General features: G+C 66.9%; 20 protein-coding genes. 8 read left to right on the top strand and 12 right to left on the bottom strand.

Annotated features, from left to right (window positions below; all coding sequences use genetic code 11):
• The first annotated feature begins 16 nt into the window (after nucleotides 1-16).
• On the top strand, nucleotides 17-1423 hold the full coding sequence (gene hemN / locus ACSQ1W_RS07010; RefSeq protein ID WP_436042507.1) for an oxygen-independent coproporphyrinogen III oxidase: 1407 nt from the start codon (nucleotides 17-19) through the stop codon (nucleotides 1421-1423).
• Nucleotides 1424-1433: 10 nt separating this feature from the next.
• Here hemN and ACSQ1W_RS07005 read toward each other — a convergent pair whose 3' ends face one another.
• Nucleotides 1434-1880, bottom strand: a complete 447-nt coding sequence (locus ACSQ1W_RS07005) for a hypothetical protein (RefSeq protein WP_436042505.1) — start codon at nucleotides 1878-1880, stop codon at nucleotides 1434-1436.
• 156 nt (nucleotides 1881-2036) lie between these two features.
• Between ACSQ1W_RS07005 and ACSQ1W_RS07000 the strand changes: the two genes are divergently transcribed.
• Nucleotides 2037-2411, top strand: a complete 375-nt coding sequence (locus ACSQ1W_RS07000) for a DUF4345 domain-containing protein (protein WP_436042503.1) — start codon at nucleotides 2037-2039, stop codon at nucleotides 2409-2411.
• 10 nt (nucleotides 2412-2421) lie between these two features.
• Here the strand turns inward: ACSQ1W_RS07000 and ACSQ1W_RS06995 are convergent, their stop codons facing one another.
• The 9 genes from ACSQ1W_RS06995 to ACSQ1W_RS06955 all read right to left on the bottom strand — a co-directional run bounded on the left by ACSQ1W_RS06995 (nucleotide 2422) and on the right by ACSQ1W_RS06955 (nucleotide 12409).
• Nucleotides 2422-3948, bottom strand: a complete 1527-nt coding sequence (locus tag ACSQ1W_RS06995; protein ID WP_436042501.1) for a transporter — start codon at nucleotides 3946-3948, stop codon at nucleotides 2422-2424.
• 52 nt (nucleotides 3949-4000) lie between these two features.
• Nucleotides 4001-4474 carry a hypothetical protein gene (locus ACSQ1W_RS06990; protein WP_436042499.1) on the bottom strand — a complete coding sequence of 158 codons (474 nt, stop codon included), beginning with the start codon at nucleotides 4472-4474 and terminating at the stop codon, nucleotides 4001-4003.
• Nucleotides 4475-4505: 31 nt separating this feature from the next.
• The gene (locus ACSQ1W_RS06985; protein WP_436042497.1) at nucleotides 4506-5210 is read right to left on the bottom strand and encodes a C39 family peptidase; all 705 of its coding nucleotides are present in this window, start codon (nucleotides 5208-5210) and stop codon (nucleotides 4506-4508) included.
• Complete coding sequence (locus ACSQ1W_RS06980) at nucleotides 5207-5623, bottom strand: hypothetical protein (RefSeq protein WP_436042495.1); 417 nt, start codon at nucleotides 5621-5623, stop codon at nucleotides 5207-5209. Before ACSQ1W_RS06980 ends, ACSQ1W_RS06985 begins: the two co-directional genes overlap by 4 nt.
• Before the next feature lie 116 nt (nucleotides 5624-5739).
• Nucleotides 5740-7266, bottom strand: a complete 1527-nt coding sequence (locus ACSQ1W_RS06975) for a hypothetical protein (RefSeq protein ID WP_192268173.1) — start codon at nucleotides 7264-7266, stop codon at nucleotides 5740-5742.
• Nucleotides 7267-7477: 211 nt separating this feature from the next.
• Nucleotides 7478-7891, bottom strand: a complete 414-nt coding sequence (crcB, locus tag ACSQ1W_RS06970; protein WP_436042493.1) for a fluoride efflux transporter CrcB — start codon at nucleotides 7889-7891, stop codon at nucleotides 7478-7480.
• 22 nt (nucleotides 7892-7913) lie between these two features.
• Nucleotides 7914-9281: a replication-associated recombination protein A gene (locus ACSQ1W_RS06965; protein WP_436042491.1), complete on the bottom strand. Its 1368-nt coding sequence runs from the start codon at nucleotides 9279-9281 to the stop codon at nucleotides 7914-7916.
• Nucleotides 9282-9328: 47 nt separating this feature from the next.
• A complete protein-coding gene (lolA, locus tag ACSQ1W_RS06960) occupies nucleotides 9329-9952 on the bottom strand; it encodes an outer membrane lipoprotein chaperone LolA (RefSeq protein ID WP_436042489.1) in 624 nt (207 codons plus the stop codon).
• 93 nt (nucleotides 9953-10045) lie between these two features.
• Nucleotides 10046-12409 carry a DNA translocase FtsK gene (locus tag ACSQ1W_RS06955; protein WP_436042488.1) on the bottom strand — a complete coding sequence of 788 codons (2364 nt, stop codon included), beginning with the start codon at nucleotides 12407-12409 and terminating at the stop codon, nucleotides 10046-10048.
• A gap of 289 nt (nucleotides 12410-12698) precedes the next feature.
• Between ACSQ1W_RS06955 and trxB the strand changes: the two genes are divergently transcribed.
• The 6 genes from trxB (at nucleotide 12699) to ACSQ1W_RS06925 (ending at nucleotide 17350) form a co-directional block, all read left to right on the top strand.
• Complete coding sequence (gene trxB, locus ACSQ1W_RS06950; protein WP_436042486.1) at nucleotides 12699-13652, top strand: thioredoxin-disulfide reductase; 954 nt, start codon at nucleotides 12699-12701, stop codon at nucleotides 13650-13652.
• 25 nt (nucleotides 13653-13677) lie between these two features.
• Nucleotides 13678-14562, top strand: coding sequence for a metallophosphoesterase (locus ACSQ1W_RS06945; RefSeq protein WP_436042484.1), 885 nt, complete (start codon nucleotides 13678-13680; stop codon nucleotides 14560-14562).
• An 11-nt stretch (nucleotides 14563-14573) separates the two neighbouring features.
• Nucleotides 14574-15701 (top strand): GNAT family N-acetyltransferase, encoded by a 1128-nt coding sequence (locus ACSQ1W_RS06940; RefSeq protein ID WP_436042482.1) that lies wholly within the window; start codon nucleotides 14574-14576, stop codon nucleotides 15699-15701.
• A gap of 43 nt (nucleotides 15702-15744) precedes the next feature.
• The gene (gene aat / locus ACSQ1W_RS06935; RefSeq protein WP_436042480.1) at nucleotides 15745-16491 is read left to right on the top strand and encodes a leucyl/phenylalanyl-tRNA--protein transferase; all 747 of its coding nucleotides are present in this window, start codon (nucleotides 15745-15747) and stop codon (nucleotides 16489-16491) included.
• Nucleotides 16492-16576: 85 nt separating this feature from the next.
• Nucleotides 16577-16795, top strand: coding sequence for a translation initiation factor IF-1 (infA, locus tag ACSQ1W_RS06930; RefSeq protein WP_055943174.1), 219 nt, complete (start codon nucleotides 16577-16579; stop codon nucleotides 16793-16795).
• A 186-nt stretch (nucleotides 16796-16981) separates the two neighbouring features.
• The gene (locus ACSQ1W_RS06925; protein WP_436042478.1) at nucleotides 16982-17350 is read left to right on the top strand and encodes a hypothetical protein; all 369 of its coding nucleotides are present in this window, start codon (nucleotides 16982-16984) and stop codon (nucleotides 17348-17350) included.
• Between the two features lie 71 nt (nucleotides 17351-17421).
• Here ACSQ1W_RS06925 and clpA read toward each other — a convergent pair whose 3' ends face one another.
• Together clpA and clpS are read right to left on the bottom strand one after the other, a co-directional pair.
• On the bottom strand, nucleotides 17422-19704 hold the full coding sequence (gene clpA, locus ACSQ1W_RS06920) for an ATP-dependent Clp protease ATP-binding subunit ClpA (protein WP_436042476.1): 2283 nt from the start codon (nucleotides 19702-19704) through the stop codon (nucleotides 17422-17424).
• A 151-nt stretch (nucleotides 19705-19855) separates the two neighbouring features.
• Complete coding sequence (gene clpS, locus ACSQ1W_RS06915) at nucleotides 19856-20176, bottom strand: ATP-dependent Clp protease adapter ClpS (RefSeq protein WP_192201152.1); 321 nt, start codon at nucleotides 20174-20176, stop codon at nucleotides 19856-19858.
• Nucleotides 20177-20227 lie beyond the last annotated feature (51 nt).

The raw sequence follows: 20227 nt of genomic DNA, 5'->3' as shown, positions 1-20227 counted from the left end.
TCCTAGCCTGTGCGCCATGGGCATCGTCTCTCCTTCCCCGCTGTTCGATGCGGACCTGCTGCGGCGCTACGACACGCCGGGACCGCGCTACACCTCCTACCCGACGGCACCCCAGTTCAGTGCGGGATTCGGTGCCGAGCAACTGCGCGACCATGCCGCCGCCACCAACCGTCGGGAACATGCCCGCCCGTTGTCGTTGTACGTGCACGTGCCGTTCTGCACCAGCCCCTGCTTCTACTGCGGCTGCAACCGGGTGATCACGCGCGACAAGGCGCGCGGCGAGCTTTATCTGGACTACCTGTACCGCGAGATCGCGCGCATGGCGCCGCTGTTCGACAGCGGCCGTCCGGTGGTGCAGCTGCACTTCGGCGGCGGCACGCCCAACTTCCTGACGCCGGCGCAGATCGCGGATTGCGTGGCGGAGCTGCGCAGCCAGTTCAGCTTCTCCACCGACGGCACCATGGACTTCTCCATCGAACTGGATCCACGCTTCGTCACGCCCGCGGACATCGGCGAACTGGCGCGCGTAGGTTTCAACCGTGCGAGCCTGGGCGTGCAGGACTTCGATCCCAAGGTGCAGAAAGCCGTCAATCGGGTGCAGAGCGTGAACGAGACGCTCGCCATCGTCGCCGCGTGCCGCGACCACGGCATGCGCTCGGTCAACATCGATCTGATCTACGGTCTGCCGAAGCAGACGCGTGCCGGGTTCGAGCGCACCCTGGACATCGTGGTCGGCGCGCGTCCCGACCGGATCGCGGTGTACAGCTACGCGCATCTGCCGCAGCTGTTCAAACCGCAGCAGCGGATCGCGGCCGACGACCTTCCCGCGCCGGAAGAGAAGCTCGCGCTGCTGCAATGCGCGATCGAACGTCTGGTGGCTGCCGGCTATGTCTACATCGGGATGGATCACTTCGCGCTGCCGGACGACGACCTGGCGCGTGCGCAGGAGCGCGGCGGCCTGCACCGGAACTTCATGGGCTACACGACGCACGCGCAGAGCGACCTGCTCGGTTTCGGCGTCAGCGCCATCAGCCACATCGGCGACAGCTTCAGCCAGAATCCACGCGATATCGCCAGTTGGGAGCGCGCCATCGACGATGGCCGGCTGCCGGTCTGGCGCGGAATGCCGCTGGAGCGCGACGACGTGCTGCGGGCGGATGTGATCCAGGAGCTCATGTGCCACGGGCGACTCGACTTCGCGCGCATCGGCAAGCGCTTCGACATCGAATTCGCGGAGTACTTCGCCGACGCCCTGCCCCGGCTGCAGGCGCTGGCCGACGATGGCCTGCTTACGTTCACACGGGTCGGCTTCCAGGCCACGCCGAAAGGCCGGCTGCTGCTGCGCGTGATCGCCATGTGCTTCGACCGCTACCTGCCCGCGACGCCTGCCCCGGACGCACCCCGGTTCTCACGGACGGTCTGATCGGTGACCGTCAGCGGCAGGCCTCGTTGACGCGGTCATCGAGTTTCCGGCTCGTTGCGAAGTCGCGCTTCAGGCCCAGGCGGGCGTAGGCCTGGTCGCGCGACTTCTTCGCGCGCGCGCACGCGGCTGGATCCTTGTGGAGTGAAATCACCGCGCCCTGCACGGCCCGTTGCCGGCGTCCGGTGCTGCGCGTGGCCGCGCGCGGGCGACCCTCTCTGTTCGCCGGTCGTGGCGCAGATGCAGCCGTAGCAGGCGCGGCAGGCGGCGATGGTGCCACCGGATAATCACGAACCCATTCGGTGCGCTGCGTAGGCGCGCAGGGCGTAGACTGGTAGGACGACTGGCCATCGGGGCCCGCGCATTTGTGGATGGTGCCGCTGCTCCATGCGGGCGAATGGGCCAGGCAGAGGACGCAGGCCAGCACGATGCGCCAGGCGTTCGGGAATGGGTTCGGCATGAGCGGCTCCTGCGGGAAGTCGCCTGCAGCATCCGGGCGTGGTCCACCGCCGGGTATCGGCGCATCCCGCAGCAGGCCGTCGGGATTCGTCCCGCTTTCACCGGCCCGTCACCGCTGACCCTGCATGAAGACGGACATCCCCCCAGGAATGATTCCATGGCGACGGCCTATCTCTACCTCAATGCCCTGGTCTACCTGCTGCTCGCCGTCTGGTGCACGGTCGCACCGGCGCGCACCGCGGCCGCGGTGGGCTATACCTCGCTCAGCCGCTCCGGACAGGTGGAATACCTGACGATCTACGGCGGCCTGCAACTGGGACTGGCCATCCTGTTCGCCTGGTTCGCATGGAGCCAGCAGATGCGTACGGGCCTTGTGCTGGCCCTCGCCCTGTACGTCCCGATCGTGCTTTTCCGCAGCATCGGCCTGGTGCGCTGGTGGCCGGTGGAGACCACCACGTTGGTGTTGGCCGCAGTCGAATGGCTGATGCTGGCGGTGGCCCTGTGGCTGTGGTGGCAGGGCCGGCCCGGCTGACACGCCGTGGTCAGAAGTTGATCGGCACGCGCGCGGTGAACGTCATGTCGGGCGTGTCGCGGGTGATGCCCACGCCCAGCGCCACGTTGAGCGACATGCGGTCGCTGAAGCGGTAGGTGCCACCCAGCAGCAGCGTGCCCAGCGTGGTTCGCACGGCACCCGCGACGTCCTCGCCGTTCTGCTGGGTCTTGTCGACGATGCTGGTGTCATAGCCGATGCTGATGGCCGCTTTCTCGTTGAGCGCCAGGCCCATGCCGAGGTTGAAGCCGAGGATGTCGCCGGCCTTGATGTCGCCGAGGAACTCGGTCTGGCCGCCCAGCACGCGCCGCGATACGTCGCTGCGCTTGAAGTTGTGCAGGTAGCTGAGGCTGCCGAAGAACACGACCGGATCGGACGGGTACAGCCAGGTGATGCCGGGCTGTATCGCGTTGAAGCCGCTGCCGGTGGGCAGGTCCAGCGGCAGGCCGGTGCCGGTGGTATTGGCGACGCAGCGGGTCACGCAGTCGGTGGTCACGTCGAACAGGTCGCGGCCCGTGCGGCTCTTGTAGCGCAGCCAGCCGATGTAGAACGGCTTGTCGGCGCCGCCGCGGTTGAGCTGGTAGCGGCCGGTCAGTTCCACGTCGCCCAGGCCGCTGCCGCGCGCATTGAACACACGGTCCTGCGCGGAGCCGGTAAAGATCTCGCGGCTGACCGTATCGCTGTGGATGTAGACGTAAGGCAGCTTGGCTTCCACTTCCATGCGCCGACTGACGCCGTAACGTCCGGTCAGCGTGGCGACCGCGGTGGTGGTCTTGACCTGGCGTACATCGATCAGGCCGATCAGGATCGCCGGAATGATGGTGTAGCCCACCAGCGCCACCCGGTCGTTCGCCGAGTAGCCGTACTGGATGGCCGGCTCCACCACCAGCTTGCCCTTAGGCGTCAGCACGCCGGGCTGGTCGAAGATCTGCGCCACCTCCGGCGGCCGCGAATCGCTCTCCGGCGCCTGCCCCACGCGCTGCGGCGCCTGTGCATCGCCGGACGTGGTCTGCGCCTGTGCGCCCTGCGGATTGCGTGCCGGCGCAGCGGCCTGGGCCACCTGCGTGCCGGTGTCGTAGGCAGGCGAAGTGCCGCCCGTCTCCGGTGTGGAACCCGGCGCCGGCGCGGGACCGACGACGATGTAGGTAGGCGAACCCGCAGGCGCATCGCGGAACGTCGGGGCCTGGTTCAATGAGGGCACGATGACCGGCGCGGGCGCGCCGCGCGCACGCGCGTTGGCCAGGATCTCGTCGTTCAACGCGTTCTGCAGGCTGAAGATCTGCTGCTCCTGCGCCTGCATCAGCTCGCGCATCTGCTGCAGGCGTTGGGTCTGCTCGTTGAGCTGCCGCTGCAGGGCATCCAACCGCGCATCAGCCGTGATTTCGTACGGCTGGGTCGGCACCGGGGGTGCCTGCGTCGCCGGCAGCGGGACATCCTGCGCCCTCGCCTGCCCGGCCTGCACGCCCAGTCCGACCGCCAGTGCCAGCGGTGCGACCTCGATCAGAGACGTCCCTTTCATGATGTTCCCCTTGTCGTGTGCGATGGTCGCGGTGGACGGCGCGAGACGCGCGTCAGGGCCCGCCGGGCGAGCGGATCAGCGCATCGGTGAGCGCGCTGCCGGCATTGAGGTTCTGGTATGCCCCCAGCGTGTCGACGCCTACGTCGATGCGGGTGACGGTGCGGATGTCCTGCCCGTCGAGGGTGTTCTGGATCACCAGTCCACCCGCGACCTGCGCGGGGTCGAAGCGGTTGCCGTCGCCGATCTGCACGACGAGTCCCCGATTGAACTCGGCCAGCGCCTGCGCCTGTTCCGGTGTGATGCGCGCCACGTCCGGAACCTGCACCGCGATGCGCGCGGTCAGTTCGCCATTGAGGAAGACGACGCGTTCGATGCCGAACGACAGCATCATGCCGGTCGGCATCTGGAAGCCGCCGCGCATCTGCGCCAGCCGCGCAGGATCCACCGGCTGCCAGTCGCTGCCGAGGTCGCCGCCGTGCCCACGTGCACCCACCGGTACCAGCAGGACGGCGAGCAGGAGTGCCATGCGTCGTGCTGCGCGTCGTTTCCCGTCCATGTCAGATGTCTCCCGGACCACGCCTGGGCACGGTGATGTTGCGCAGGCCATCGCGCTGGATTCCCATGTCGAGCGGCGCCGGGGGTGCGGTCTTCCAGTCGCTGGCCTGGTTGAAGCGGGCGCGTTCGCGCCGGTTGTGCACGACGAACATCACCCGGTTGTCCCACAACGTCTCGAAGCGCGAACGCGGCATCGCGCGTGTTCCGCGGGCTGGATCGCCCAGCAGTACGCGGCCGTCGCGCAGGCCTTTGACCACCACGAAATGCCGGTAGCCACGGTCGTTGAGCAGGACGATGGCGGGTACGCCCTCTTCCTGCAGCTTGTCGAGCGGCAGCTCGAAACCGTCGGCTTCGTAGCCCTTCGAGCGCAGGTAGCGGCGCATGTCCAGCAGCGAGAATCCTTCCTTGCGGATGAGTGCCTGGTCGCCGTTGTTGTACATCTGCACGAACACGTCGACCTCGCTGACGGGATGGCCGTACTGGTGCGTCAGCAGCGTCGCGGTGGCCGCCGAGCCGCAGCTGAAGTCGTACTGCTGCGGCAGCGTGGTCTTGAAGCGGGCTTCCTTGAGGCTGGTCAGCCGCACGCTGTAGGCGCCCCCGGGCACGCGCAGGTCGCTGGTCGCGGCCGACGCACCGCCCAACCCGGCGAACGCGCAGGCCAGCGCGGCGTAGACGGGCCAACGCCAGCGTCGCGTGCCACGTTTCATTGCGGACCGCCGGCGAAATCGACGGTCACGATCATCGCGTTCTGGATCAGCACGTTGCTGCCGGTGTTCTGGATCACCGTGTTGATGCCGCTGGCATTGTTGAATGCACCGTCGGCGATGCTGTTCGACCCGCTGGTGATGTGGTGGGCGGTGTTGTCGTCGACGGAGCCGTCGACATCGATCAGATTTTCCGTCTGGCTGGCGTCGCCGCCGCGCATCGTCGACAGCCGCCCCATCGCGACGGGGTGTCCGAGCTCGCTGACCTCCGCGACGGGTACCTCCGGCGCCGGCATGGTGGCCACCGGGGGTGGCGTGTCTATCGGTGTGGCGGTGTCCTGCGCCGCTGCGCCGAACGCGACGGCGAACATTCCCCAGGTTGCGAAGCGCAGCCTGGCCTGCTGGTGCGTAAGCATGGTCGGTCTCCTTCGACATGCGTCCGCCGCGCGGCAGTGCGGTGTCCCGCGTCCTGCAGGACACCGTCGCCCACGCGGAACGTCCCGGCGGTGGAGCCGGGACGTCTGCGGAGCGCTTATGGGCCTACGGTCAGGTTCGCCTGGACAGTGATGCCCTGCTGAATCAGCGAGGCCATGCCGCTGTTCTGCGCGGCCACCATGATGCCGGCGGCGGACTGGCCGACGCTCGTCATGTTGTTGGACATGTCGAACGTGCCGGCATCGACCGCCACGGAACCACCTGCGCCGCCCGCACCGCCGGTCGCGCCGTTGCCGACGCCGCCGTTGCCGTCGCCGCCCATGCCGTCGCCGCCATTGCCCACGCCGCCTGCGCCGCCGGTCGCACCGACCGCGCCACTGGCGCCGTTGCCGGCCGTGGCATCGCCATTGCTCGCGCTGGACGAGGCACTGCCGTTGGTGGCATCGCCGTTGCTGGCATCGCCACCGGCACCGCCGTTGCCTGCGGTCGCCGTCACGCTGCCGCCTGCACCGCCCCAGCCGTTGCCCGCACCGCCGGTCGCGGTCGCGTCGCCGCCCGTGCCGGAACCTGCACCGCCCGTACCGGAACCGTCGCCACCGGTGCCCGTGCCGTCGCCGGAGGTGCCCGCGCCTGCCGTTGCAGTACTGGCCCCGCCGGTCGCGGTGGCATCACCGGACGTGCCGGCCCCACCCGTCGCCGTGCCGTCGCCACTGGTGCCGTCGCCGGCGCCGCGTTCGCGCACGTTACCGCTGCCTGCACCGGCATCGCCGCCGGATGCACCTGCCATTGCGCCACTGTCGCCGCTGACGCTGCCGGCGTCGCCGCCGGACGCACCGCTGGCGCCGTCGCCGTCACCCCCCCAGCCGCCGGCATCACCACCGCGGCCACGACCGTTGCCCGCGGTCGCGTTGCCGTCCGCGCCCCAGCCACTGCCGTCGCCGCCGTTCGCGCCGCGCGTGTCGTCGGCGTTGCCGCCGCGTCCACCATTGCCGGCCGTCGCGTCGCCGATGCTGGCGCTGCCATTGGACGAGTCGCCCGCGGTCGCATCGCCGATGCTGGCGCTGCCGCCGCTGCCGCCGTCACCACCTGCGCCACCGTTGCCGCCATCGCCGCCACTGCCGCTGCCGCCACCGGCTTCGCCGCCGTAGCCGTCGCCGCCGTAACCGGCACCGCCGCGGCCACCGCTTCCGCCATTGGCATTGCCCCAGTTCTGGGCGACGTTGCCGATGTCGTGCACGGTCACGCCGGACACCGACCCGATCAGCTTGGTTTCGGCCACCGCCTTGCTCTGGTTGAACGAGTTGGAGAACGTCGAGGTCGCCGTGCTGCCGTTGTTCGCGGCCGTGGAGCCATAGCCTTCCGCATTGGCGCGCCCGCGGTTGTCGCGGTTGTCGCCATCGTAGGAACGGTTGTCGCTGTTGTCCGAATTGTCCGAATTGTCCGAGTTGTCGCTGTTGTCGGAGTTGTCGGTGTTCGTGCTGTTGTTGCTCATATCCGCAGCGAGATTGACCAGGATGTCATCGCCGGTCCCGTTCTCGGTGTTGGTCTGCTGGGCGAAGGCCTGTCCCGTCATGCCGAGCGCCAGCAGTACCGCCGACGCGATCAGAGTCTTGCGTGTGCACATGTTGAGTCTCCTTGTGGCCGCTCCGGAGCCCAGGGGAAGCCCCTAAAAAGCGACGCGGGTCACACTTGCACACGATTCGTTAGCGCGTTCCGGCACCCAGGTTAAAAAAACATTAGCGACGCGACCGTCTGTCCGCAGGCAGACCTGGACGGTCATACATGGGCGCGCCCTGGCCGGCGTGGCGTCCGGTCATCGTTCCGGCAATCGACCTTCACCAGGCCGCGGCACGGATCGCGCCTGCGGTGCGCGCGCCCAGCCATACCAGCAGCAGGCCCAGCACAAGCGTCACGACGAGATAGCCGAAGGCGGCACCCTGCCGCTCCGACCGCGCGAACATCAGGCACTCGACCATCAGCGCAGAGTAGGTGGTCAGCGCACCCAGCACGCCGACGATGAGGAAGGCGCGCCAGTAAAGCGCCGATGGGCCCCGTCCTTCGAGCCAGAGGGCGAGGAACCCGGCGGCGAACGAGCCGACCATGTTCACCGCGAACGTGCCCCACGGAAATCCGCTGCCGAGCTGCCGCAGCAGCAGGCCGCCCAGCCAGAACCGCGCCGCGGCGCCGAGCGCGCCACCGGCCATCACCAGCATCAGTTGCTGCCACCACACCCAGGCCTGTACCGGCATGCGTCGCGCCTCGTCTTCGAACTCAGTCGTCGCGACCGGACCGCTGGCGCGCCTGGCGGCGGGCCTCGCGCAGGCGGTCGAGTTTTTCCTTCAGCTTGATTTCCAGGCCGCGCTCCACCGGCTGGTAGTACACCCGCTCGCCCATCGCATCGGGGAACGCGGTCTGATCCAGCGCGATACCGCCGTCGGCATCGTGGTCGTACTGGTAGCCCGTGCCATAGCCGAGCGACTTCATCAGTTTGGTCGGCGCATTGCGCAGGTGCATCGGCACGTCCTGCGTGCCGTGCTCGCGGACATCGGCCTTGGCGGCGTTGAAGGCCATGTAGCCGGCGTTGGATTTGGCGGTGCTCGCTAGGTAGATCACCAGTTGCGCCAGCGCCAGATCGCCCTCCGGGCTGCCGAGGCGATCGTAGGTATCCCACGCATCGATCGCCATCTGCAGGGCGCGCGGATCGGCCAGGCCGATGTCTTCGACCGCCATCCGCGTCATCCGCCGCGCGAGATAGGCCGGGTCGCAGCCGCCATCCAGCATGCGCGCGAGCCAGTACACCGCACCGTCCGGATTGGAACTGCGCACCGACTTGTGCAATGCCGAGATCTGGTCGTAGAACTGTTCGCCGCCCTTGTCGAAGCGGCGCGTGCGGTCGGCCAGCACCTGCGCCAGCGTCTGCGGCGTGATGCGTCCACCTTCGTCGGCGGCGAGTTCCGCGGCGATCTCCAGCAGCGTCAGGCCACGGCGCACGTCGCCATCGGCGGCGGTGGCGATCTCCAGCAAGGCGGCGTCGTCGACCTCCAGCGCCAGTTCGCCCAGCCCGCGCTCGGTGTCCGCGAGCGCCATACGCAGTGCATGGCGGATGTCGTCCGGCGATACGGCTTCCATCACGTGCACGCGGCAGCGCGACAGCAACGCAGAGTTCAATTCGAAGGACGGATTTTCGGTGGTTGCGCCGACGAACAGGATGGTGCCGCGCTCGATATGCGGCAGGAAGGCGTCCTGTTGCGCCTTGTTGAACCGGTGCACTTCGTCGACGAACAGCACCGTGCGGCGCCCGCCTGCGAATCGCTGCGCCGCCTCCGCCAGCACCTGGCGGACCTCGGGCAGGCCTGACAGCACCGCCGAGATCGCCTTGAATTCGGCATCGGCATAGTGCGCCAGCAGCAGCGAAAGCGTGGTCTTCCCACAACCCGGCGGGCCCCACAGGATCATCGAGTGCACGTGGCCGGACTCGACCGCGCGCCGCAGCGCGCTGCCCGGCGCCAGCAGGCGCCGTTGCCCGACCATCTCGTCCAGGGTGCGCGGACGCATGCGCTCGGCCAGCGGCCGCAGCGCATCGGTATCCGTGCTCAGCAGGTCGACCTGCGGTTCAAGAGGGGTACGTGTCCTGGCCACGCGTCATTGTAACGTCGTGGCCCACCGGGTCCCGCTCAGTGGCCCGGTCAGGGGCCGCCCACCACATCCACGCCCTTCGCGGGCGCGTACTTGAAGGTGCCGCCGGCGAACGCCGGGTTGCGCTTCCAGCCGCTGAAGCTGATCTCGGTGCGCTGGCCGACCGCGTCCTTCACTTCCATCTTCACCAGCGTGCCGCCGGAGAAGGCGAGCCGCGCGGTCTGGAAGCTGGCATCGCCTTCCTGCTTGGGCGTCAGGGTGAGCCACTGCACGCCACCCTGCCCCGCGGCTTCGGCCACATTGAACTGCTGGTCGAGCTTGCCCGGATCGATCAGTGCCGCGAGCGGGCTGTTCTCTTCTTCGATGCCCTGCTCGCGCACCGTGGCCTGCTGGAGGTCCGGATCGTAGACCCACACCTTCTTGCCATCGGCAACGATCAGCTGCTCGTACGGCTTGTTGTATTCCCAGCGGAACAGGCGCGGCGCCGACAGCGCGACACGACCGTTCGAAGTTTCCTTCAGCTTGCCGCCTCCGTCGTAGACCTTTTGGGTGAACTGGCCATCCAGGCCCTTCAGGCCGGTGGTGAAGGTCTTCAGCTCGTCGCGCGCGCCGGCGAGGGCCGTGGTGGCGAGCAAGGCGGTGGCGAGGACGGCGTAACGTGCAGTGCGGAGCATGGTGCGTTCCGGGATGAGGGACGTTGGACGGAGTGTGCCGGGACAAAACTGAACAGGCTGCCGACCACGAGCGGCGGTCGGCGCGTCGTTCAGTCAGCGCGGCGGTGGCGGCGCCAACACCTGGCGGTCGCCGTTGTGTTCGGGCGGCGTCACCACGCCAGCGGCTTCCATGGCTTCGATCAGGCGCGCGGCGCGGTTGTAGCCGATCTTCAGTCGTCGCTGCACGCCGGAGATCGAGGCACGACGGCTCTCGGTGACGATCTTCACCGCCTCGTCGTACAGCGGATCGGACTCGTCTCCGCCACCGCCGCCGGACTCCGGCAGGCCGGTCGGACCGACGACGATGCCATCGCCCATGGTCTGGATCTCTTCCAGCACACCCTCGATGTAATCGGCGCTGCCGCTCGCCTTGAGATGTTCGACCACGCGGTGGACTTCCTCGTCGCTGACGAAGGCGCCATGGATGCGCTCCGGCATCGCGGTGCCCGGCGGCAGGTAAAGCATGTCGCCGTGGCCCAGCAGTGTTTCCGCGCCGGACTGGTCGAGGATGGTGCGGGAGTCGATCTTCGAACTGACCTGGAACGCGATGCGGGTCGGGATGTTCGCCTTGATCAGACCGGTAATGACGTCTACCGACGGACGCTGGGTGGCCAGGATCAGGTGGATGCCGGCCGCACGCGCCTTCTGCGCCAGACGGGCGATCAGCTCTTCGACCTTCTTGCCGACGATCATCATCATGTCGGCGAATTCGTCGATGAAGATGACGATGAAGGGCATTGGCTCGAGCGGGCGCGGCGCTTCGGCCAGGTCCGGATTCGGCTTGAACAACGGATCCATCAAGGGTTGGCCCGCGTCCTGCGCGTCCTTCACCTTCTTGTTGAAACCGGCCAGGTTGCGCACGCCCACCGCGCTCATCAGCTTGTAGCGGCGCTCCATCTCCGCCACGCACCAGCGCAGGCCGTTGGCGGCCTCCTTCATGTCGGTGACCACCGGCGCCAGCAGGTGCGGAATCCCCTGGTAGACGCTGAGCTCCAGCATCTTCGGGTCGATCATCAGCATGCGCAGGTCTTTCGGCGAGGCCTTGTACAGCAGGCTCAACACCATCGCATTGACGGCGACGGACTTGCCCGAGCCGGTGGTACCGGCGACCAGCAGGTGCGGCATGCGCGCCAGGTCGGCGACGGTCGGCCGGCCGGCGATGTCCTTGCCCAGCGCGAGCGTCAGCACGCTGCCGGACTTGTCGTATTCCTTCGACCGCAGCAGCTCGGAAAGGAAGATCATCTCGCGGCTGGTGTTCGGGATTTCCAGGCCGATCACCGACTTGCCGGGAATCACGTCAACGACACGCACCGACTTCACCGACAGGCCGCGGGCGATGTCCTTGTCCAGCGAGCTGATCTGGCTGACCTTCACGCCCGGCGCCGGCTCCATTTCGAAGCGGGTGATCACCGGGCCCGGATAGGCGCCGACGACCTGCACGTCGATGCGGAAGTCCTTGAGCTTGAATTCGATCTGCCGCGACAGCGTCTCGAGTGTTTCCTCGGAGTAGCCCTTGGTCTGCGGCTTGGGATCGTCCAGCAACGACAGCGGCGGCAGGCCGGATTCGTCGCCCCCGGTGCCATGGAACAGCGGGATCTGCTGCTCGCGTTTCGCGCGTTCACTCTTTTCGACCACTGCCGGTGCGGGCGGCTCGATCTTCACCGGCTCGCGCTTGGCACGGGCCACGGCGTCGGTCTTGCGGACGACTTCGCGCTCTTCGCGCATCGCGCGGGTCTGCTGCCACTCGTTGGCCTGCTGGCTGCCGCGGCGGAACAGGTCGGGCAGCATCAGCACGTACTTGCCGATGCGCTCCATCACCGCGAACCACGACAACCCGGTGGCCAGCGTTACCGACGTCAGGAACAGCACCAGCAGGAACAGGTTGCCGCCCAGGCCGCCGAACAGTTTCAGCAGCGACTTGCCGACCAGCGTGCCGAGGATGCCGCCCGCGCCCGCAGAGAAATGTTCGGCCGACACACCGCGGAGATGCAGCAGGCCCGTCGCCGAAATCAGGAAACCCACCATGCCGATCAGGCGCAACGCCGGCCCGAGGTCGGCTTCGCCATCACCATCGGTGTCCATGCCGAACAGTGCGATCCAGGCCACAGCGCCAAGGATCAGCGGCAGCAGGAACGCCACGTAGCCGAACAGCCACAGCAGCATGTCGGCGAGGTAGGCGCCCGCCAGTCCGCCCATGTTGTGAACCGGTGCGGTCAGGCTGCCCGACTGCGACCAGCTGGGGTCCTGCGGCGAAAAGGTGAAGAGGCTGGCCAGCAGATACAGCAGCAACGGCGCGATCGCGATCAGCGCGAGATCGCGCCACAGGCGTTGCCGGCGCGGATTCGGCGGCGATGCCTGCTTGCGTGCGGCCGCGGCGCCGCTCTTGGATTTGCCGTTGTCCGGGAGCTGCTTCGCCACCTTTGGACCAGACCTTAGAAAATTTCTGTTAGTGATTGATAGTAAACGAATCGTGCGTCCCGCAACAGCGGGGCACGCGTACCGCCACAAGGGATCGCCAAGGGCCGGATAGCAAAAACGCCGCGCGGTCGCGCAGCGTCTTCGTCTGATCGGTCCAGGGTCCGGCCTGCATCACCGCTTTCCATCTGCGCGCCTTGATTCGCCGGATACGCAACGCCACTCTATGTGCCTGCGAACGATGTGCGACTGCGTCGTTGCCTGCCCGATCACCACCTTTTCGCGAGTATACATGAGCACTTCGAAGCACTGCCGCCTGTTGATCCTGGGCTCCGGCCCCGCCGGCTGGACCGCGGCCGTCTACGCCGCCCGCGCCAACCTCAAGCCCGTCGTGGTCACCGGTCTGCAACAGGGTGGACAGCTGATGACCACCACCGAAGTGGACAACTGGCCCGGCGATGCCCACGGCCTGATGGGCCCGGACCTGATGGCGCGCATGCAGGCGCACGCGGAACGCTTCGAGACCGAGGTGATCTTCGACCATATCCACACCGCCGACCTGTCCAAGCGCCCGTTCAAACTGGTCGGCGACAGCGGCGAGTACACCGCCGACGCCCTGATCATCGCGACCGGCGCAACCGCCAAGTACCTGGGCCTGGAGTCGGAAGAGAAGTTCAAGGGCCGTGGCGTGTCCGCCTGCGCCACCTGCGACGGCTTCTTTTACCGCGACCAGGACGTGGCGGTGATCGGCGGCGGCAACACTGCGGTCGAAGAGGCGCTGTACCTGTCGAACATCGCCCGCAAGGTCTACCTGGTGCATCGCCGCGACACGCTGCGCGCCGAAAAGATCATGCAGGACAAGCTGTTCGCCAAGATCCAGGCCGGCAAGATCGAGCCGGTGTGGCACCACACCGTCGACGAGGTGCTGGGCAACGATGCCGGCGTTACCGGGATCCGGGTGAAGTCGGTGCAGGACGGCAGCGCGCGCGACATCGACGTGCACGGCTTCTTCGTGGCCATCGGGCATACGCCGAATACCGGTCTGTTCGAAGGCCAGCTGGACATGAGCAATGGCTACCTGAAGATCCGTTCCGGCATCGAGGGCAATGCCACCTCCACGACCATTCCCGGCGTGTTCGCGGCCGGCGACGTGACCGACCAGCATTACCGCCAGGCCATCACCTCGGCCGGTTTCGGCTGCATGGCGGCACTGGACGCCGAGCGGTTCCTGGACAAGGACGGCTGATCCGCACGGCGCGGTATCGTCAGGGATGGACAAACTGCTGATCAAGCAATGCCTGTTCTACGGCAGCTGGCTGGTCTGGCCGTTCATCGCCTGGCTGGCCTGGCGGTTGCGGGAGCGCCGGGGCCGCACGCTGGTTGTCCTGCTCCTGGCAGGTTGCCTGCTGTTTGCCTGGGCGCGCTTCGTCGAGCCACAGCGCATCCGGGTGCAGGAGACCGTGCTGGCGGGCACCGGCGCACAGGTGCGACTGGTGTTGATCAGCGACATCCACCTGGGTGTGTACAAGGACAGCGCCTATCTGCAGCGGCTGGTAGACCGGATCAACACGCTGCCGGCCGACGCGGTGGTGATCGCGGGCGACTTCACCTACGAGCCCGACGGCGAGTCGCTGGCGCGCCTGTTCGCGCCGTTGGCTGGCCTGCATGTTCCGGTCTATGCAGTACTGGGCAACCATGATCAGCAGGCGCCCGGTCCCGATATCGACACCGAACTGCGGGCCGCATTGGCGAAGCTCGGTGTCCGCGTGGTCGAGGGGGACGTCGTCTCGGTTCGTGGATTCCGCCTCGCCGGACTCGGCGACCGCTGGGCAGGCCGGGACGATCCGGCCTTCCTGGCGTCCGCTCCCTCCCCGATGCCCACTCTCGTGCTGACCCACAACCCGGACAGCGCGATCAATCTTGGGCCGGAGGTGGCGTTGGTGCTGGCCGGTCATACCCACGGCGGGCAGATCCGGATTCCCTGGCTGTACCGTCATGTGATCCCGAGCCGCTACGGCTTCGACCGTGGCGAACAGTTCCTGACCACGCCGCGGGGGCGCGTCCGCGTGTACACCACGGTCGGCACGGGCGAAATTGGCCTGCCGATGCGGTTGTTCAATCCACCCACCATCGACGTGCTGGACCTGCGTCCGTAGCATCGGCATCGATGGTCGACGTCCGTTTCCTTCCTTCGCTCGCCGAGGTGCCTGCGTCCGTCTGGGATGCGCTGCACGACGGGCGCAACCCCTTCGTTTCGCACGCGTTCCTGCATGGGCTCGAGGTCCACGGCTGCCTGCGCGAAGACTGGGGTTGGACGCCTCACCACGCCACGCTGTGGGAGAACGGCCAGCTACTCGCCGCAGCACCTGGCTATCTGAAGGAAAATTCGCACGGCGAATTCGTGTTCGACCACGCGTGGGCGCACGCGTACGCGCAGCACGGGTTCGACTACTACCCGAAATGGCTGGGCGCCGTGCCCTACTCCCCCGTCACCGGCCCGCGCCTGCTCGCACGGGATGATGCGGCACGCGAAGCGTTGCTTGCCGCGATACGAGAAGAGGCGGGACGGCTCGATCTGTCGTCCGCACATGTCAATTTTCCCCTGCCCGCCGAGGATGCCGCGTTCCCCGGTGCCTGGCTCCCGCGCATCGACGTGCAGTACCACTGGCGCAATCCGGGGCACTGGTCCGACTTCGCCAGCTTCCTGGCCGACTTCGACCACAAGCACCGCAAGAACATCCGCCAGGAGCGGGCCAAGGTGCAGCGCGCAGGCGTGTCGTTCCGCGTGGTGCATGGCGATGAGGCCAGCGAGGCGGACCTGCAGGCCATGTTCGGTTTCTACCTGCAGACCTTTCATGACTATGGCAATTCACCGGCACTTACGCTGGCCTTCCTCCAGCATCTGGCCGCCACCATGCCGCGCAATCTGGTGATGTTCCTGGCGGACCATGATGGGCGTCCCGTCGCCGGTGCCCTGTGCCTGCGAGGCCCCGACACGTTGTATGGCCGTTACTGGGGCGCCATGGCCAGCATTCCCGGCCTCCACTTCGAGACGTGCTACTACCAGGGCATCGACTACTGTCTGCGCGAAGGGCTGACCGTGTTCGAGCCGGGCGCACAGGGCGAGCACAAGATCGCACGCGGCTTCCTGCCGGCGGTCGTGCACTCGCGGCACTGGATCGCCCGTCCCGACTTCGCCGCCGCCCTCGCCCGCTGGTGCGCGGAAGATACGCTGGCGGTGCGCCGCTACGCCCGGACCCTGGAGACACAAACACCCTTCAAGCATCGAGGGTGAGATCCGGCGATCTGCGCCAGCAGCGTGCGCTTACAATCCGGGCATGCGCCAGCGGCCGTTTGTCCTGTCCTCCGACCCTCACGCGCCGTTCCCGCCAGCCGCCAGCGCCATGCGTGATCCGGACGGCCTGCTGGCGATCGGTGGCGATCTTTCGTTGCCGCGTCTGCTCAACGCCTACCGGCACGGCATCTTTCCGTGGTTCTCGCTCGGCCAGCCCCCGCTGTGGTGGTCACCTGACCCGCGCATGGTGTTCCATACCGACGGCGTGCGCCTGTCCTCACGTTTCCGTCGCGCCCTCAGGCACAGCACCTGGCAGGTCCGCACGGACACCTGCTTTGATCAGGTGATCACCGCGTGCGCGCATGCGCCGCGACCCGGACAGCATGGCACGTGGATCACGTCCGGCATGCGGCAGGCCTACCTAGATCTGCATCGGCAGGGACATGCCCACTCGGTAGAGGTGTTCGACGGTGACGCGCTGGTGGGCGGTATCTACGGGGTCGCGATCGGCCGGATGTTCTTTGGCGAAAGCATGTTCAGCAGCCGCTCCGGGGGCTCAAAAATTGCGCTTGCGGCCTTGGCATCGCGCCTGCACGCGTGGGGATGGCCGTTGATCGATGCCCAAGTGGAAAATGACCACCTCCACTCCCTGGGGGGACGCCTGATGCCGCGTGCGGCCTTCCTCGAGCAGGTCGCCGAGTTGGTGGATCAGCCCGCGGCCGAGGACGGCTGGACCGAACGATTCGGCCTGCTGCCGGCCTCCGCGTTGTCGCAACCCCCGGTCCCATAACGGAATTTTTGCACCGGGGACGCAGCTGGCGTACAATGCCCGGCTTCATGGCACCCGCCATTCCTCGCGGCACACACAGGTCTACATGTCGAAAGACGATTCCATTGAATTCGAAGGCACCGTTGCCGAAACGCTGCCCAACACCATGTTCCGGGTCAAGCTGGAGAACGGGCACGAAATCATCGCCCACATCTCCGGCCGCATGCGCAAGAACTACATCCGCATCCTGACCGGCGACAAGGTGAAGGTCGAAATGACCCCCTACGACCTCACCAAGGGTCGAATCACCTACCGCATGAAGTAATTGTGGTAAGTAATTGATTGAAAAGCGGCCGATGGCCGCTTTTCGCGTTCTTGGAGCACGCGAGCCCTCCATGACCATCGGCACCCGGCCGGTCGTCATGCGGACTTCAGGCAGATTCCACGTGATGGCGACGCCTTCAGCATGATGCAGCGTCCACTCCGGGCGCGGACCCAGAAGAGAGCCGCCATGAACTCCCGTCGTCCTACCCCCCTGCTGTTCGCGCTGGCATTGGCCATCGCTCCGAGCGCCGCGTTCGCTGGCGAAGCCATCACCGATTGCGTCGATCTCGGCGATGACCAGGAAATCGTGCGTGCCGCCGGCGGACAGCAGTTTTTCCTCCGCAACGGCAGTGATCACTACCGCGTCGCCTTCCAGCACAGCTGCGATTCGATCCTGATGACGCCCCGGGTCGACATCAGCACGGGTGGCCAGGCCAATCGCCTGTGCGCCGCCGATACCCGCGTGAAGACCACCCGCGACACCTGCCGGGTGGCGTCGGTAGAGACCATGACGGCCGAGGAGTTCGCCAAGCGGAAGAAGCGCTCGTCACGCTGATCACCTGCAACGAAAAGGCGGCCATGGGCCGCCTTTTCGTTTCTACCTGTTCCGTTCCTGCGCCCGGGTCGTCATGACACGGTGGCGGGCAGCAACCGCTCCGGCTCCGCCTGCGCATCGACAACCAGCTCGCCGTCGCGTACGTCGATGCTGACCCGGCCGCCGTTGACCAGCTTGCCGAACAGCAGTTCGTCGGCGAGCGGACGCTTGACCTTGTCCTGGATCAGGCGGGCCATCGGACGCGCACCCATCAACGGGTCGAAACCATGCTGTGCAAGCCAGTCGCGCGCCGTCGGGGTCGCTGACAGGCTGACATGCTTCTCCTGCAGCAGCATTTCCAGTTCGATGACGAACTTGTCCACCACCCGCAGGATGTGGTCGAAGCCCAGACCCTGGAACTGCACGATGGCATCCAGCCGGTTGCGGAACTCCGGGGTGAAGCTGCGGCGGATCACTTCCATCGCGTCCGTCGAATGATCCTGCTGAGTGAAGCCAATGGTACGGCGCGATGCCTGCGCCGCGCCGGCGTTCGTGGTCATCACCAGGATGACGTTCTTGAAATTCGCCTCGCGGCCGTTGGTATCCGTCAGCACGCCGCGGTCCATGACCTGCAGCAGGATATTGAAGATGTCCGGGTGCGCCTTCTCCACTTCGTCCAGCAGCAGCACGCAGTGCGGCGTCTTGACGATCTTCTCGGTCAGCAGGCCACCCTGGTCAAAACCGACATAGCCCGGAGGCGCGCCGATCAATCGGCTGACCGAATGCGGCTCCATGTACTCGGACATGTCGAAGCGCACCAGTTCAATGCCCAGTTGCAGCGCCAGCTGCTTGGTCACCTCGGTCTTGCCGACGCCGGTGGGACCGGCGAACAGGAAGTTGCCGATCGGCTTTTCCGGGTTGGCCAGACCGCTGCGCGCCAGCTTGATGGACGACGCCAGCGTCTCGATCGCGGGATCCTGACCGAAGATGACCATCTTCAGATTGCGCTCCAGGTGCTGCAGCACATCCTTGTCGGACGACGACACCTGCTTGGCGGGAATGCGCGCCATCTTGGCGACGATGGTCTCGATTTCCTCGACGTCGATCAGTTCCTTGCGCGTGCCTTCCGGCAGCAGGCGCTGGCGTGCGCCCGCCTCGTCGATGACGTCGATCGCCTTGTCCGGCAACAGGCGGTCGCCGATGTGTTTCACCGACAGATCCACCGCGGCCTGCAGCGCGTCGTCGGCGTAGGTCACGCCGTGGTGCGACTCGTACTTCGGCTTCAGTCCCTGCAGGATCTCGTAGGTTTCGCCCACCGTCGGCTCGACGATGTCGATCTTCTGGAAGCGGCGCGCCAACGCACGGTCCTTCTCGAAGATCCCGCGGTACTCCTGGAACGTGGTCGAGCCGATGCAGCGCAGGTCACCCGACGCCAGCGCCGGCTTGATCAGGTTCGACGCGTCCATCGTGCCGCCACTGGCCGATCCGGCGCCGATGATGGTGTGGATCTCGTCGACGAACAGGATGGCGCCCGGGATCTTCTTGATCGCCGCCAGCACGCCCTTCAGGCGCTTCTCGAAATCGCCGCGGTACTTGGTGCCGGCGACCAGCGCGCCGAGGTCCAGCGAGTAGATGACGGCGTCCAACAGGACATCCGGTACTTCGCCCTCGACGATGCGCTTGGCCAGGCCTTCGGCCAGGGCGGTCTTACCCACGCCGGCTTCGCCGACGTAGAGCGGATTGTTCTTGCGGCGGCGACAGAGCACCTGGATGGTCCGCTCGATCTCGTCGCCACGGCCGACCAGCGGGTCGATCCGGCCTTGGCGCGCCATGTCGTTCAGATTGCTGGCGAACTCGGTCAGGGCGTCGCCCTTGCCCTCGCCGTCCGCTCCTTCAGCCTTGCCTTCGCCCTCCGGCTGCCCGCCGGCCTCGTTCTCCTCGCCCTGCTTGGCGATGCCGTGAGAGAGGTAATTGACGATGTCGAGACGGGTGACGTCCTGCTGGTTGAGGAAGTAGACCGCATGCGAGTCCTTCTCGCCGAAGATCGCCACCAGCACGTTGGCGCCGGTGACCTCCTTCTTGCCCGAGGACTGCACGTGGTAGACGGCGCGCTGCAATACGCGCTGGAAGCCGAGCGTGGGCTGGGTATCGCGGCCGTCGTCCTCCGCCAGGCGGGACACGGAGGCTTCGATGGCCTGCTCAAGGTCGGCACGCAGGCGGTTGGCGTCCGCGCCGGTCGCCTTGAGGACGGCCTGTGCCGACGGGTTTTCGAGGAGCGCGAGCAGCAGGTGCTCGACGGTCATGAATTCGTGCCGAGCTTCACGGGCGCGCTTGTAGCACTGGCCAATGGTCTGCTCGAGGTCTTTGCTGAACATGGTTGCCTCCGGGGCCTATGCCGACAATATGCGGCTTGGCGGGCGGTTTTCCATCACCCTACCGGATTTCAGTGTTCAGGGATCGTTGCCTTGCGTCGACCTGGCGGTGCCCCCACACCGTAACCGGCCCGGCGTACCCGCGCCGGTCCCCTCAGGACTTCTCCATCGTGCACAGGAGGGGATGCTGGTTCATACGCGAAAACTCGTTGACCTGGGCCACCTTGGATTCGGCCACCTCGCGGGTGTACACGCCGCAGACGCCGCGGCCGCGCGTATGCACGTGCAGCATCACCTGGGTGGCTTTCTCGAGATCCATGACGAAGAACTGCTGCAGGACGGTGACCACGAAATCCATCGGGGTGTAGTCGTCGTTGAGCAGCAGGACCTGGTAAAGGGGCGGTGGCGCGACCTCGGGCCGGCTGGTTTCCACCATCAGGCCATGATCGCGTTCGTTTTCGTTCTTGCGGGACATGCGCCAATTATAGGCGCCAGCCGCCGTCGCCCGCATGGACGCCATGCGTGA

Origin of the sequence: Pseudoxanthomonas sp. LjRoot143, assembly GCF_964252945.1 — a bacterium.
Lineage (GTDB): Bacteria > Pseudomonadota > Gammaproteobacteria > Xanthomonadales > Xanthomonadaceae > Pseudoxanthomonas_A.
This window is presented reverse-complemented; position numbering and strand designations above follow the sequence as displayed.